The organism is Telluria sp. ZB4P36, from assembly GCF_059685865.1.
This window is the reverse complement of sequence record NZ_JCASIE010000001.1, coordinates 425,269-439,788: the sequence shown is the minus strand read 5'-3', so window position 1 is coordinate 439,788 and position 14,520 is coordinate 425,269. Positions and strand designations below refer to the sequence as shown.

The 14,520-nt window shown below is 65.3% G+C and carries 17 protein-coding genes; 14 read left to right on the top strand and 3 right to left on the bottom strand.

Annotated features, from left to right (window positions below; all coding sequences use genetic code 11):
* Window positions 1–17: 17 nt before the first annotated feature.
* From pyrG to AC56LK_RS02060, 5 genes are all read left to right on the top strand, one after another.
* A complete protein-coding gene (gene pyrG / locus AC56LK_RS02080) occupies window positions 18–1,697 on the top strand; it encodes a CTP synthase (RefSeq protein ID WP_497182897.1) in 1,680 nt (559 codons plus the stop codon).
* The gene (kdsA, locus tag AC56LK_RS02075; RefSeq protein ID WP_436104864.1) at window positions 1,694–2,548 is read left to right on the top strand and encodes a 3-deoxy-8-phosphooctulonate synthase; all 855 of its coding nucleotides are present in this window, start codon (window positions 1,694–1,696) and stop codon (window positions 2,546–2,548) included. Before pyrG ends, kdsA begins: the two co-directional genes overlap by 4 nt.
* Before the next feature lie 90 nt (window positions 2,549–2,638).
* Window positions 2,639–3,925, top strand: coding sequence for a phosphopyruvate hydratase (gene eno / locus AC56LK_RS02070; protein WP_497182896.1), 1,287 nt, complete (start codon window positions 2,639–2,641; stop codon window positions 3,923–3,925).
* Between the two features lie 62 nt (window positions 3,926–3,987).
* Window positions 3,988–4,329, top strand: coding sequence for a cell division protein FtsB (gene ftsB / locus AC56LK_RS02065; RefSeq protein WP_497182895.1), 342 nt, complete (start codon window positions 3,988–3,990; stop codon window positions 4,327–4,329).
* A gap of 14 nt (window positions 4,330–4,343) precedes the next feature.
* A complete protein-coding gene (locus AC56LK_RS02060; RefSeq protein ID WP_497182894.1) occupies window positions 4,344–4,604 on the top strand; it encodes a helix-turn-helix domain-containing protein in 261 nt (86 codons plus the stop codon).
* A gap of 67 nt (window positions 4,605–4,671) precedes the next feature.
* On the opposite strand, the gene AC56LK_RS02055 is transcribed toward AC56LK_RS02060, so the two are convergent.
* The 3 genes from AC56LK_RS02055 to AC56LK_RS02045 form a co-directional block, all read right to left on the bottom strand.
* Window positions 4,672–5,178, bottom strand: a complete 507-nt coding sequence (locus tag AC56LK_RS02055; protein WP_497182893.1) for a Dps family protein — start codon at window positions 5,176–5,178, stop codon at window positions 4,672–4,674.
* 130 nt (window positions 5,179–5,308) lie between these two features.
* Complete coding sequence (hslO, locus tag AC56LK_RS02050; protein WP_497182892.1) at window positions 5,309–6,274, bottom strand: Hsp33 family molecular chaperone HslO; 966 nt, start codon at window positions 6,272–6,274, stop codon at window positions 5,309–5,311.
* Window positions 6,275–6,277: 3 nt separating this feature from the next.
* Complete coding sequence (locus AC56LK_RS02045; RefSeq protein ID WP_497182891.1) at window positions 6,278–6,802, bottom strand: gamma carbonic anhydrase family protein; 525 nt, start codon at window positions 6,800–6,802, stop codon at window positions 6,278–6,280.
* A 154-nt stretch (window positions 6,803–6,956) separates the two neighbouring features.
* On the opposite strand from AC56LK_RS02045, the gene AC56LK_RS02040 reads away from it, so the two are divergent.
* The 9 genes from AC56LK_RS02040 to bamC all read left to right on the top strand — a co-directional run bounded on the left by AC56LK_RS02040 (window position 6,957) and on the right by bamC (window position 14,428).
* On the top strand, window positions 6,957–7,850 hold the full coding sequence (locus AC56LK_RS02040; protein WP_497182890.1) for an alpha/beta fold hydrolase: 894 nt from the start codon (window positions 6,957–6,959) through the stop codon (window positions 7,848–7,850).
* Window positions 7,851–8,081: 231 nt separating this feature from the next.
* Entirely contained in the window at window positions 8,082–8,912 is an 831-nt protein-coding gene (locus tag AC56LK_RS02035; RefSeq protein ID WP_497182889.1) for a 3',5'-nucleoside bisphosphate phosphatase, read from the top strand.
* A gap of 234 nt (window positions 8,913–9,146) precedes the next feature.
* Complete coding sequence (locus AC56LK_RS02030) at window positions 9,147–9,356, top strand: cold-shock protein (protein ID WP_436104875.1); 210 nt, start codon at window positions 9,147–9,149, stop codon at window positions 9,354–9,356.
* Between the two features lie 119 nt (window positions 9,357–9,475).
* A complete protein-coding gene (gene htpX, locus AC56LK_RS02025) occupies window positions 9,476–10,351 on the top strand; it encodes a protease HtpX (protein ID WP_497182888.1) in 876 nt (291 codons plus the stop codon).
* 30 nt (window positions 10,352–10,381) lie between these two features.
* Window positions 10,382–11,005 carry an L-threonylcarbamoyladenylate synthase gene (locus tag AC56LK_RS02020; protein WP_497183040.1) on the top strand — a complete coding sequence of 208 codons (624 nt, stop codon included), beginning with the start codon at window positions 10,382–10,384 and terminating at the stop codon, window positions 11,003–11,005.
* Window positions 11,006–11,057: 52 nt separating this feature from the next.
* Window positions 11,058–11,714, top strand: a complete 657-nt coding sequence (locus tag AC56LK_RS02015) for a site-2 protease family protein (RefSeq protein WP_497182887.1) — start codon at window positions 11,058–11,060, stop codon at window positions 11,712–11,714.
* 9 nt (window positions 11,715–11,723) lie between these two features.
* Window positions 11,724–12,299 carry a class I SAM-dependent methyltransferase gene (locus AC56LK_RS02010; RefSeq protein WP_497182886.1) on the top strand — a complete coding sequence of 192 codons (576 nt, stop codon included), beginning with the start codon at window positions 11,724–11,726 and terminating at the stop codon, window positions 12,297–12,299.
* A 57-nt stretch (window positions 12,300–12,356) separates the two neighbouring features.
* Complete coding sequence (dapA, locus tag AC56LK_RS02005; protein WP_497182885.1) at window positions 12,357–13,238, top strand: 4-hydroxy-tetrahydrodipicolinate synthase; 882 nt, start codon at window positions 12,357–12,359, stop codon at window positions 13,236–13,238.
* A gap of 41 nt (window positions 13,239–13,279) precedes the next feature.
* Window positions 13,280–14,428, top strand: a complete 1,149-nt coding sequence (gene bamC / locus AC56LK_RS02000; protein WP_497182884.1) for an NlpB/DapX family lipoprotein — start codon at window positions 13,280–13,282, stop codon at window positions 14,426–14,428.
* The last annotated feature ends 92 nt before the right edge of the window (window positions 14,429–14,520 follow it).

The window sequence follows — 14,520 nt, the reverse complement described above, 5'->3', positions numbered from 1 at the left end:
CGGCACCTTCAGTACAAATGACCAAATTCGTATTCGTCACTGGCGGCGTCGTGTCTTCCCTGGGCAAGGGGATCGCGGCCGCTTCCCTCGCCGCGATCCTCGAGTCGCGCGGTCTCAAAGTCACCATGCTCAAGCTCGACCCGTACATCAACGTGGACCCGGGCACCATGAGTCCTACCCAGCACGGCGAAGTGTTCGTCACCGACGACGGCGCCGAGACCGACCTGGACCTGGGCCACTACGAGCGCTTCATCAGCACCCGCATGAAGAAGGTGAACAACTTCACCACCGGCCAGATCTACGAATCCGTGATCCGCAAGGAGCGCCGTGGCGAATACCTCGGCAAGACCGTGCAGGTGATCCCGCACATCACCAATGAGATCCAGGACTACATCCGCCGCGGCGCCGAAGGCGTCGACGTGGCGCTGGTGGAAATCGGCGGCACCGTCGGCGACATCGAGTCGCTGCCCTTCCTGGAAGCCGCGCGCCAGCTGTCGCTGCGCTCGGGCCGCAAGGGTGCCGCCTTCGTCCACCTGACCCTGGTGCCGTATATCGCATCGGCCGGCGAGCTCAAGACCAAGCCGACCCAGCACTCGGTGCAGAAGCTGCGCGAGATCGGCATCTCGCCGAACGCGCTGCTGTGCCGCGCCGACCGCCGCATCCCGGACGACGAGCGCGCCAAGATCTCGCTGTTCGCCAACGTCGAAGAGCAGGCCGTGATCTCGGTCTGGGACGTGGACACCATCTACAAGGTGCCGCAGGTGCTGTGCGACCAGGGCCTGGACGACATCATCCTCGAGGCGCTCGGCCTGGAAGCGCCGAAGGCCGACCTGTCGATGTGGACCAAGCTGATCCACACCCTGGAAAACCCGAAACACGAAATCACCATCGGCATGGTGGGCAAGTACGTCGACCTGATCGAATCGTACAAGTCCCTCACCGAAGCGCTGCGCCACGCCGGCATCCATACCGAGAGCCGCGTCAACATCGAATACCTCGACTCGGAAGAGATCGAAAGCAAGGGCTGCGCGCACCTGGCCAAGTACGACGCCATCCTGGTGCCGGGCGGCTTCGGCAAGCGCGGCGTGGAAGGCAAGATCCAGGCCGCCCGCTATGCCCGCGAGAACAAGATTCCTTACCTCGGCATCTGCCTGGGCATGCAGGTCGCGCTGATCGAATATGCGCGCCACGTGGCCGGCCTGCCGAACGCGAACTCGACCGAGTTCGATCCGGAAACCGACCAGCCGGTCGTGGCCCTGATCACCGAATGGCAGAACCATGACGGCAAGGTCGAGAAGCGCGACCTGAACTCCGACCTGGGCGGCACCATGCGCCTGGGCGCCCAGACCTGCGCCGTGAACCCCGGCACCCTGGCCGCCGAGATCTACGGCAATGTCGTGACCGAGCGCCACCGCCACCGTTACGAAGGCAACAACTTCTACCTGCCGCGCATCGAAGCGGCCGGCCTGGTCGTGTCGGCGCGTACCCCGAACGAAGACCTGCTGGAGATCATGGAACTGCCGCGCGAGGTGCACCCGTTCTACATCGGCGTGCAGTTCCACCCGGAGTTCAAGTCGACCCCGCGTAACGGCCACCCCCTGTTCACCTCGTTCATCCAGGCGGCCCTGAAGCACCAGGCGGCCGACACCAATGTGGCGGCGAACAATTCGTCGGCACTGCAAGGAGATGCAGCATGAAACTCGCCGGTTTCGACGTCGGCCTCGACCACCCCATTTTCCTGATCGCCGGTACCTGCGTGATCGAATCGCGCCAGATGGCGCTCGACACCGCGGGCACGCTGAAGGAAATCACCAGCGCGCTGGGCATCCCGTTCATCTACAAGTCCTCGTTCGACAAGGCCAACCGCTCGTCGGGTAAATCCTTCCGCGGCCCGGGCCGCGACAAAGGCCTGGAAATCCTGGCCGACGTGCGCAAGGAAATCGGCGTGCCGGTGCTCACCGACGTGCACGACGAAGAGATGATCCCGCAAGTGGCCAGCGTGGTCGACGTGCTGCAGACCCCGGCCTTCCTGTGCCGCCAGACCGACTTCATCAACGCCTGCGCGCGTTCGGGCAAGCCGGTCAACATCAAGAAGGGCCAGTTCCTGGCCCCGGGCGACATGAAGAACGTGATCGACAAGGCGCGCGCCGCCGCACGCGAAGCGGGCCTGCCTGAAGATAACTTCATGGCCTGCGAGCGCGGCGCCTCCTTCGGCTACAACAACCTGGTCTCGGACATGCGTTCGCTGGCCATCATGCGCGAATCGAACTGCCCGGTGGTGTTCGACGCGACCCACTCGGTGCAGCTGCCGGGCGGCCAGGGCACCTCGTCCGGCGGCCAGCGCGAGCACGTGCCGGTGCTGTCGCGCGCGGCCGTGGCGGCCGGCATCGCCGGCCTGTTCATGGAAACCCATCCGGACCCGGCGAACGCCCTGTCGGACGGCCCGAACGCGGTGCCGCTCGGCCGCATGAAGGAACTGCTGACCACGCTCGTCGAGATCGACCGCATCGTCAAGAAGACCGGCTTCCTCGAAGCAAGCTTCAAGTAAAAGCATCCAACGCGCGCGGCCTGCGGCTGGCCGCGCGCGAACCGAACACAAGACGTTACCGACTTTTTACTCTTCCGGAGACTGTAAAACATGAGTGCTATCGTTGATATCATCGGCCGCGAAATCATTGACTCGCGCGGCAATCCGACCGTGGAATGCGACGTCCTGCTGGAATCGGGCGTGATGGGCCGTGCCGCCGTGCCCTCGGGCGCCTCGACCGGTTCGCGCGAAGCGATCGAACTGCGCGACGGCGATCCGAAGCGTTACTTCGGCAAGGGCGTGCTGCAGGCCTGCGAGAATATCAACACCGAGATCTCCGAAGCGATCATGGGCCTGGACGCCAATGAACAGGCCTTCCTCGACCGCACCCTGATCGATCTCGACGGCACCGAGAACAAGAGCCGCCTGGGCGCCAACGCGATGCTGGCCGTGTCGATGGCCGTCGCCAAGGCAGCCGCCGAAGAAGCCGGCCTGCCGCTGTACCGCTACTTCGGCGGTTCGGGCGCGATGCAGCTGCCGGTCCCGATGATGAACGTCATCAACGGCGGCGCGCACGCGGACAACAACCTGGACATCCAGGAATTCATGATCATCCCGGTCGGCGCACCGTCCTTCAAGGAAGCGGTCCGCTGGGGCGCCGAGGTGTTCCACACCCTCAAGAAGATCCTGCACTCGAAGGGCCTGAACACCGCGGTCGGCGACGAAGGCGGTTTCGCCCCTTCCGTGGCGAACCATGAGGAAGCGATCAAGCTGATCATGCAGGCGATCGACCAGGCGGGCTACGTGGCCGGCACCCAGATCGCGCTCGGCCTCGATTGCGCCGCCAGCGAGTTCCACAAGGACGGCAAGTACGTCTTGGCGGGCGAAGGCGGCCTGGCGCTGTCGGCAGCCGACTTCACCAACATGCTGGCCACCTGGTGCGACAAGTACCCGATCATCTCGATCGAAGACGCGATGGCCGAAGGCGACTGGGAAGGCTGGGCAACGCTGACCGCCGCCCTCGGCAAGAAGGTCCAGCTGGTGGGCGACGATTTGTTCGTCACCAACACCAAGATCCTGAAAGAGGGCATCCAGAAGGGCATCGCCAACTCGATCCTCATCAAGATCAACCAGATCGGCACCCTGACCGAGACCTTCGCCGCCATCGAGATGGCCAAGCGCGCCGGATACACCGCCGTGATCTCGCACCGTTCGGGCGAGACCGAAGACTCGACCATCGCGGACATCGCGGTTGGCCTGAACGCCCTGCAGATCAAGACCGGCTCGATGTCGCGCTCGGACCGCATGGCCAAGTACAACCAGCTGCTGCGCATCGAGGAAGACCTGGGCGACGTCGCCACCTACCCGGGCCGCGACGCCTTCTATAACCTGAAGTAAACACTGCAGGCCGGATTGCCCTCGCGGGCGATCCGGCCTCGCATTCGATCACCGCGCTTCCCATGCGACTCATCACCATCGCCCTTGCCGCCCTGCTGCTGCTGATCCAGTACCCGCTGTGGCTGGGGAAGGGCGGCTGGCTGGCCGTTGCCGACATGCGCGACCAGGTCGACAAGACCCGCCACAAGACCGAGCTGCTGGAGGCGCGCAACGCCAAGCTCGAATCGGAAGTGCGCGACCTGCGCGACGGCACCGGTGCGGTCGAGGAGCGCGCCCGCTACGAGCTGGGCATGATCAAGCAGAATGAGATCTTCGTGCAGGTGCTGCGCAAGGACGAACAGCCGGCGGTCTCGATGACCGTGCCGCCGCCCCCGCCGCAGCCGAAGGACAAGACGAAGCGCTGAGCTTCGCCATCCCTATGACGCAAGCAAACAAGCCACTCGATTCGCTCGACGCGATCGCCGACTGCCTGGCCGAAGCCTTCGAAGACGGCGACGGCGCCGCCATCGCGGCCGCCATGAAGGCTGTGGCGCAGGCGCCCGGCCTGGATTCCCTGGCCGCCGCCGTGGGCATGCCGCGCGAGGAACTGCAGGCGGCCCTGGTGGCGGACGAATTCAACCTCGATCTCACGCTCGAGATCATGAAAGTGGTCGACCTGCATATGTCGGACAAGGGCTGAGGGCCCGTCGCGCCCGCAAAGTAAAAACGCGCCTTCCGGCGCGTTTTTCGTTTCATGGGGCGGCCCGTCAGTCCGACGACGCCTCGCCCTGCATCGAGCCGGCGCCCTGCTCCAGGAAGGAGCGCAGCATCCAGGCGTTCTTTTCATGCACTTCCATGCGGGTGGTCAGCATGTCGGCGGTCGGATAGTCGTCCAGCTCGTCGGCAACCTTCACGCCGGCGCGCAGGGTGCGGATCAGGGTCTCGTTGCCGTCGACCAGCTGGCGGATCATGTCCTTGGACGACAGGACTTCCGGCTCTTCCTTGATGCTCGACAGTTCGACGTAGCGCTTCGACGTGGCCGGCGCAAAGTGGCCGAGGGCGCGGATGCGCTCGGCGATCTCGTCCAGTGCATTCCACTGTTCGGTGTACTGCTCCTCGAACATCACGTGCAGGGTCGAGAACATCGGGCCGGTGACGTTCCAGTGGAAGTTGTGGGTCTTCAGGTACAGCATGAATGCGTCTCCCAGTACGGTCGACAGCGATTCGACGATCTTGGCACGGTCATCCGTGCCGATTCCGGTATCCATGTGCATCGCGTTTTCTCCTGAGTGAATTCAACAGTGTTCGTAAGGAAATAACAACACTGTCAAAGATGCATCAGCTTAGCATCGCTGGAGAAAATGCGCATTTTGAGTGTCCCGGTTCAACACCGGGACGGATGCCTTAATTGATGCTGCCGCTCGGCGGCATCATGGTCTCGACCGGGGTGTCGGTCGCGAACAGCTGGGCGCAATCGACCTTGTCGAAGGCGTAGTGCTTGCCGCAGAAATCGCAGTTGATGCCCAGTTCGCCCAGGTCGGCCAGGGCCGATTCGACTTCCGGCTGGCCCAGCATCTTGAGCATGTTGCCGACCTTCTCGCGGGTGCAGCTGCAGTGGAACTGCGGGTGCTGCGGATCGAACACGCGGATCGTCTCTTCCCAGAACAGGCGCTTGAGCAGGGTCTCGATGCCGGTCACGAGCAGTTCCTCGCGCTTCAGGGTCTGGCCCAGCATGACGGCGCGGTTCCAGGTTTCCAGGTCTTCCGCTTCCGAGGCCTGCTTCTGCTGGTCGTCCTTGCCGCTGTGGCGCGGCAGCTTCTGCAGCAGCAGGCCGCGCGAGACCTGGTCGTCGGCCGCCAGCCACAGGCGCGTGTCCATCTGCTCGGAACGCAGCATGTAGTTCTCGATGACGGTCGCCATGTTTTCGCCGATCAGCGGCACCACGCCCTGGTAGGGCTGCTGGCCCGGCACCTTGTCGACCGGGTCGAGGGTGATCACGAAGCGGCCCTTGCCGTGGGCGTTGAACATCTGGGTCAGCGTCGCGTCCTCGGCCAGCTCGGCGTCCGGCGCCAGTTTTGCGGTGGCGCGGATGCGCAACTGGGCGTCGCACTCGACCACCAGCAGGCGCACCGGGCCGTCGCCGAAGATCTGCATCACGATGGCGCCGTTGAACTTCAGGTTGGCCGACAGCAGGGCGCTGGCCGCCACCATTTCGCCCAGCGCGGAGCGCACGGCCTTCGGGTAGGCGTGGCGGGCCTGGATCTCGCGCCAGGTGTCGGAAATCTCGATCAGCTCACCGCGCACGGCAGCGTTGTCGAAGATGAATTTTTGCAGGGTGTCGCGCGAGTCTGTCATAACGTCCGTAGTCATTCTTTATCCGATTTTCTTGAGCTGCGCCTTGAACATCTGGCCGCGTGCCACGTAGCTCGCGGCGCTGGCCTGCAGGCGCAGCAGGTCTTCTTCCGTCAGGGTGCGCACCACCTTGGCAGGTGAACCGAGGATCAGCGAGCCGTCCGGGAATTCCTTGCCTTCGGTGACCAGCGCGCCGGCGCCCACCAGGCAGCCCTTGCCGATCCGGGCGCCGTTCAGGATCACGGCCTGGATGCCGATCAGGGAACCGTCGCCGACCGTGCAGCCATGCAGCATGGCCTGGTGCCCGACCGTCACGTTCTTGCCGAGCGTGAGCGGGTATCCCAGGTCGGTGTGCATCACCGTGCCTTCCTGCACGTTGCTGTTTTCGCCGATGGTGATCCGTTCGTTGTCGCCGCGCAGCGTCGCGCCGTACCACACCGAGGCGTTGGCCTCGAGCGTGACTTTGCCGATCAGGGTTGCCGAATCCGCCACGAAGGCCGACGCGTCGATCTCGGGCGCATGCTCGCCCAGCTGGTAAATCGCCATGGATGTGCTCGGGGAAGGGTTGTGATGCCGCTATTGTAAACCCTGCGCCCGCCATCGTCCGACCGGGGGAAGATGGGGTTGGCCAGCATAATATCAAGCACGCGGCTATAATGCGAACGATCGTACTTTTTTAGCCGCTTTCGCGTATATATCCATGACCCCGTCCCGTTCCGAATTCCTTACCGTGCGCGGCCTGCGCACCCATGTGCGCCATTGGGGCCGCGCAGGCGCCCCGAAGATCTTCATGCAGCACGGCTGGATGGATGTCGCCGCCTCGTTCCAGTTCGTGGTCGACGCCCTGAAGGGCGACTGGCACGTGATCGCCTTCGACTGGCGCGGTTTCGGCCTGAGCGAACGCCCGCATTCGGACACCTACTGGTTCCCCGACTACCTGGCCGACCTCGAAGCGGTGCTCGACCATTACGCCCCTGGCGAAGCCGTGAACCTGCTCGGCCACAGCATGGGCGGCAACATCGTCAGCCTGTATGCGGGCGTGCGCCCGCAGCGGATCGCGAAACTCGTCAACCTGGAAGGCTTCGGGCTGCCGGTGACCCGTCCCTCGCAGGCGCCGGGACGTTTCGCCAAGTGGCTCGACGAGCTGCGCGAGAAACCGGAAATGCGCGGCTACGCCAGCCTGGAAGAGGTGGCCGCGCGGCTGCAGAAGACCAATCCGCGCCTGCCGGGCGAGCGCGCGGCCTTCCTGGCCGGCCACTGGGCGGCCCGGGATGCCGACGGCCAGTGGCGCATCCTGGGCGACCCGGCGCACAAGATGACCGGTCCGCTGCTGTACCACGCCGACGAGGTGCTGGCCTGCTGGAGCCGGATCACGGCGCCGGTGCTGTGGGTCGAGGCGGAAGAGACCGACATGTGGCGCTGGATGGGACCGAAGGAGGAGACGCGGGCCGAGATCGACCGGCGGCGCGGGCACCTGGCCGACGTGACGGCGCGCATGATGCCCGGGGCGGGGCACATGCTGCATCATGATCGGCCGGAGCTGCTGGCTGCCATGGTCGAGGCGTTTTTGAAAGGAGCTCAGGTTCCGGGCTGAGTGCGCATCGGCAGCGTTGCGGGCACCCTCACAACAGCAGCAATAATTGCCTCAAGCGCGGGCAGGGCGGGCTGATGCTCACGCGCGCGATCGGCGACGTGGCCAGCACCCACAACGCCCAGGCGGTGGTCGGTGCGGTCGATGCCGCAGTCCAACCAAGCGCTTCCTTCAGCCGCACGGACCGTTTGGCGCGTACAATGTTCCGCTCCATCGCCAATGAAGCGCCGTGCCATGAAAGCCGATCTCCACAGCCATTCCAACGTCTCCGACGGCGTGCTTGCACCCGCCGCCGTCGCCGCCTATGCGCGCAAGGGCGGCGTCGAGCTCTGGGCGCTGACCGACCATGACGAGGTCGGCGGGATCAAGGCCGCGCGCAAGGCGGCCGGCGAACTCGGGATGCGCTTCGTCGCCGGTGTCGAGATCTCGGTCACCTGGGCCAACGAGACCGTGCACATCGTCGGCCTGCGGATCGACGAGGACAACCCGGCCCTGGTCGCCGGCCTGGCCGCCACCCGCAACGGCCGCCAGGCGCGGGCCATGGAAATCGGGGCCCAGCTGGCCAGCGCCGGCATCCCCGGCGCCTACGAAGGCGCGCTGCGCTACGTCGGCAACCCGGACCTGATCTCGCGCACCCACTTCGCCCGCTACCTGGTCGAGATCGGCGCCTGCGGCTCGACCTCGGATGTGTTCCGCAAATACCTCACCGAGGGCAAGCCGGGCTATGTGCCGCACCGCTGGGCCACCCTTGCCGACGCGGTCGGCTGGATCCGCGGAGCCGGCGGCATCCCCGTGATCGCGCATCCGGGGCGCTACCCGTTCAGCGACACAGCGGAAGGCGCGCTGTTCGACGAGTTCCGCCAGCTCGGCGGCAATGCCATCGAAGTGGTGACCGGCAGCCACACGCCCGACCAGTACCAGACCTACGCCGAGCTGGCGCGGCGCTACGGTTTCCTGGCCTCGCGCGGCACCGATTTCCATGCGCCGGGCGAAGCGCGCGTCGAGTTCGCCGAACTGCCGCCGCTGCCTGGCGGGCTCACGCCGGTCTGGCACGACTGGGTTTGAGAAAGCTGTATGTCGGGAAAGTCTTGCACGCGGCTATAAAATAAATCCGAAATGATTAGGTGAAACGGGCGAATCCCTGTATCTTCAATCGCGCACAACATCAAGTCGTCGTTCTCGTTGGTCTCTTTCCCGTCTCGCCATCCGGCATTCCTGTTTGATACCCTACAGTCGCATCCTTCTTGCTTGCCTGTGCGTTTCGGCATCATTGCCCTCATCACACTCAAGGTATTAAACATGACTACTCAAACCGGCACCGTCAAATGGTTCAACGATTCCAAGGGCTTCGGCTTCATCACCCCTGACGCAGGCGGCGGCGACCTGTTCGCGCACTTCAAGGACATCCAGTCGGATGGCTTCAAGAGCCTGCAGGAGAACCAGCGCGTGTCCTTCCAGCGTGCCAGCAGCCCGAAGGGCGACAAGGCAAGCGAAATCCGCGCCATCTGATTCCGTCGCGACGGAACACCGAAGCCCGCTGATGCGGGCTTTTTTTATTCTCTTGAATTTCCCGCTCTGCAGCCCAATCTCGGCAGCCTGATATCATCCAGCTGCCCGGAGGCGTCTTCATGAAGCGTGTCGTCCTGTTCCTTGCCACCAACCTGGCCGTCGTGCTGGTGGTGTCGCTCGTGCTGAACCTGCTCGGGGTGGGGCGCGCCGTCACGGGGCAGGGCATCGACATCGGCGCGCTGGCCGTATTCTCGCTGGTGGTCGGCTTCACCGGTTCCTTCATTTCGCTCCTGATGAGCAAGCCGATGGCCAAGTGGTCGACCGGCGCGCGCGTCATCGAAACACCGAGCAACGGCACCGAGCGCTGGCTGGTCGACACCGTGCGCAAGCTGTCCGAGCGCGCCGGCGTCCAGATGCCGGAAGTTGCCGTCTACGAGGGCGAGCCGAACGCCTTCGCAACCGGCGCCTTCAAGAATTCCGCGCTGGTGGCGGTGTCCACCGGCCTGCTGGCCAATATGGACCAGGACGAGGTCGAGGCCGTGCTCGGCCACGAGGTGGCCCACATCGCCAACGGCGACATGGTCACGCTCACCCTGATCCAGGGCGTGGTGAATACCTTCGTCGTGTTCCTGGCCCGGGTAGTCGGCTTCTTCGTCGATAAGCTGCTGTTCCGCAGCGAGGACCGCGGTCCCGGCATCGGCTATATGATCACGGTGTTCGTCTGCGAAATCGCGTTCGGCATCCTGGCCTCGATCATCGTGGCCTGGTTCTCGCGCAAGCGCGAATTCCGCGCCGACGCCGGGGCTGCGAAGCTGATGGGCACCCCGGTGCCGATGCAGCACGCGCTGGCCCGCCTCGGCGGCCTGGCGCCGGGCGCGCTGCCTTCGTCGATGGCCGCTTCCGGCATCTCGGGCAGCGGGGGCGGCTGGGGCGCGCTGTTTTCGACCCATCCGCCGATGGAGCAGCGCATCGCGGCGCTCCAGGCGCTTCGTTAATCCATGCATTTACACTTAGAGATCACGCCGATGGCCCAGCACTTCCAGATCCACCCCGAGGACCCGCAGCCGCGCCTGATCAAGCAGGCTGCCCAGATCATCAGCTCGGGAGGGATCGTGGCGGCGCCGACCGACTCGGCCTATGCGCTGGTGTGCCGCCTCGACGACAAGGGGGCGGTCGAGAAGCTGCGCCGCATCCGCGGCGTCGACGACAAGCACCACCTGACCCTGCTGGTGCGCGACCTGTCCGCGATCGCCCACTTCGCGCGCGTCGACAACACCCAGTACCGGCTGCTCAAGGCCACCACCCCCGGGCCCTACACCGTGATCCTGGAGGCGACCCGCGAAGTGCCGCGCCGCCTGTCTCACCCCTCGCGCAAGACCATCGGCGTGCGCGTCCCCGAGAACCACATCCTGCTGGCGCTGATCGAGGAACTGGGCGAGCCCCTGATCGGCACCACGCTGCAGCTGCCGGGCGACGACCACATGCTGTCCGATCCCGACGAGGTACTGGAGCGCCTCGGCAAGCAGATCGAGCTGGTGATCGACGGCGGCGCCGGCACCCTGGAGGCGACCACGGTCATCGATCTGACCGGGCCGGCCCCGGAACTGGTGCGCGAGGGCAGGGGCGATCCGGCGGCGTTCGGCCTGTGATCTTCAGCCTCGCCTAACTGCCGGGCTGGCCGCCTCTGATAGAATCGCGCACATGGATCCTGAACTGATACGCAACATTGCCGTCTACGCGCTCCCCGTTCTTTTTGCGATTACCCTGCACGAAGCCGCCCACGCCTACGTCGCCCGCTATTTCGGCGACAACACCGCCTATGCCGCGGGGCGCATGACCCTCAACCCGCTGGTGCACATCGACGTGTTCGGCACCATCGTCATTCCCATCGTGCTGTACCTCACCACCGGATTCGTGTTCGGCTATGCCAAGCCGGTGCCGGTCGACTTCGGCCGCCTGCGCAACCCGAAGCGCGACATGGCCTGGGTAGCGCTGGCCGGCCCCGCCGCGAACTTCATCATGGCCTTCCTGTGGCTGGTCCTGGCCGTACTGCTGGTGGCTTTCGGCGTGAACGAGGAATTCCCGCACAAGGTGGCGCAGGCCGGCCTGTTCGCGAACCTCCTGATGTTCGCCTTCAACCTGCTGCCGATCCCGCCGCTGGACGGCGGCCGCGTCCTGACCAGCATGCTGCCGAACACCCTGGCGTATAAATTCGCGCGCATCGAGCCGTATGGCTTCTACATCGTGCTGGCGCTGATCTTCTTCAACCTGCTGGCCTTCTGGGTGATGCCGGTGATGACGCTGGGCCGCGTGCTGCTGCAGCTGATCGCCTCGCCGCTCACGATCCTGCTCACCTGAGCCGCCGACATGAACATGATGAACCTGCCGGTCTCGCCCTGGGTCGCGCGCTTCGCGCCCCTGGCCAAGGCGGGCGAGGCGCTCGACCTGGCCTGCGGCAGCGGCCGCCATACCCGCCTGCTGGCGGCGCGCGGCATGCAGGTGACTGCGCTGGACCGCAATCCGGAGCTGCTGGCGCCGCTGGCCGGTCCGCAGGTCACCACGCTGCTGCACGACCTCGAGACCGCCGATGCCGTCTGGCCCTTCGCGCCGGGGCGTTTCGCGCTGATCGTCGTCACCAATTACCTGCACCGCCCCTTGTTCGCGCAGCTGGCCGCCAGCCTGCGCCCGGACGGCATCCTGATTTACGAAACTTTCGCCCAGGGAAACCAGGTCTACGGCAAGCCGTCGAACCCGGATTTCCTGCTGGGCCCGGAAGAACTGCTGGGCCTGGCGCGCCAGGGCGGACTGCAGGTGCTGGCCTACGAGGACGGCCACGTCGATCGTCCCCACCCGGCGCAGGTGCAGCGCCTGTGCGCGGCCGGGCCGGCGTTTGCCAAAACCGAAGGGAAGCTCGACCATTATGTCGGCGCGAATGAACCATAGAGGCGGGCGATCCGCTACAATCAGACTTTTATTTACTTTCCGGCACCGTCAACGCATATGATTAAGGGCAGCATCGTAGCAATCGTCACCCCGATGTTCGAGGACGGCAGTCTTGACCGCGATTCCTTGCGCAAGCTGATCGACTGGCACATCGCGGAAGGCACCGATGGCATCGTCATCGTCGGCACCACGGGCGAATCGGCCACCGTCTCTCCCGAGGAGCACGCCGAACTGATCAAGATAGCGGTGGAACACGCCGGCGGCCGCATCCCGGTGATCGCCGGCGCGGGCGGCAATTCCACCGTCGAAGCCATCGCACTGACCAGGCACGCGAAGGACGTCGGCGCCGACGCCTCGCTGCAGGTGGTCCCGTACTACAACCGTCCGACCCAAGAAGGCATGTACCGCCACTTCCGCGCCATCGCGGAAGCGGTCGACCTGCCGGTCATCCTGTACAACGTCCCGGGCCGCACCGTTGCCGACATGAGCAACGAGACCGTCGCGCGCCTGGCGCCGATCGACAACATCGTCGGCATCAAGGACGCCACCGGCAACATCGGCCGCGGCATCGAACTGCTGCGCATGGTCGGCAAATCCTTCGCCGTGTACTCGGGCGACGACGCGAGCGCGATGGCCCTGATGTTCTGCGGCGCCGCCGGCAACATCTCGGTGACCGCCAACGTGGCGCCGCGCGCGATGCACGAGCTGTGCGTCGCCGCGATGGCCGGCGAGGTGGCGCGCGCGGTCGAGATCAACAACCGCGTCCTCGACCTGCACGCCAAGCTGTTCATCGAACCGAACCCGGTGCCGGTCAAGTGGGCCCTGGCCGAGATGGGCAGGATCCCGTCCGGCCTGCGCCTGCCGCTGGCGCCGCTGTCTTCCTCGTTCCACGACACCGTCCGTGGCGCACTGGCCCAGGCGGGCCTTCTCTCTGCCTGAACCCGCAAGGTTCCGGTTCCCAGTACCTGATATCGAAAGCCATGACTAACCGCACCAACAAGACATCTGCCGCCGCGCGCGTGCTGACGCTTACCGCGATCGCGCTGAGCGTCTCGGCCTGCACTACCATCTTCGAATCGGACAAGGTCGATTACCGCGGCGCCAAGAAGGCCGCCGACCTGGCGGTCCCGCCTGACCTGACCGCGCTGCAGCGCGACAACCGCTACGCCATCCCGGACGGCAAGGGCGTGGCCACCGCCTCCGGCTTCCAGCAGCAGCGCGCCGGCCAGCCGGGCCTGGCACCGGTCGCCGGCTCGATGGAAACGATCGGCCCGGTCTCGACCGAGGCGGTGAGCGTCCAGCGCAACGGCGACCAGCGCTGGCTGGTGGTCAAGCAGACCCCGGAACAACTGTGGCCGCAACTGCGCCAGTTCTGGGAAAACCAGGGCTTCGCCATCGAGACCGAGTCGGCCACGACCGGCACCATGGAGACCAACTGGGTCGAGAACCGTTCGAAGATCCCGCAGGACTTCATCCGCCGCTCGATCGGCAAGGTATTCGACAGCGCCTACTCGACCGGCGAACGCGACAAGTTCCGTACCCGACTGGAGCGCCTGCCGGACGGTTCGACGGAGGTCTGGATCAGCCACCGCGGTGCCGAAGAGGTGCTGCAGGGTGCCCAGAAGGAAACGACGATCTGGACCGTGCGTCCGAACGACCCGGGCCTGGAATCGCAGTTCCTGGGCCGCCTGGTGGCGCAGCTGACCGGCAGCAAGGAAGTCAAGCAGGCCGAGACCATGGTCGCCAACGCACCGGTCGCACCGCAGCAGGCCAAGCTGGTCGGCAACGTGGTGGAACTGAACGAAGGCTACGACCGCGCATGGCGCCGTGTCGGCCTGGCGCTGGACCGCGTCGGCTTCACCGTGGAAGACCGCGACCGCGTGCAGGGCGTGTACTTCGTACGCTACGTCGATCCGGATGCGGCCGGCAAGGAAGGCTTCTTCAAGAAGCTGTTCACCTTCGGCAGTGCCGAAGACAAGGCCAAGGAAGCGCAGCGCTACCGCGTGATCGTCAAGGCGGAGCAGGGCGCGTCGACCAGCCAGGTGAGCGTGCAGACCAATGACGGCAAGTCGGAAACCGGCGAGACCGGCGCGAAGATCCTGAAGCTGCTGACGGATGAGCTGAAGTAATTCCGATCTTGCGGCGCCCCATGAGAAACCGGCCTTGATGGCCGGTTTTTTATGTGCTGCAGCCAGCAAGGCAAAAGCTACAGGCGATAAAA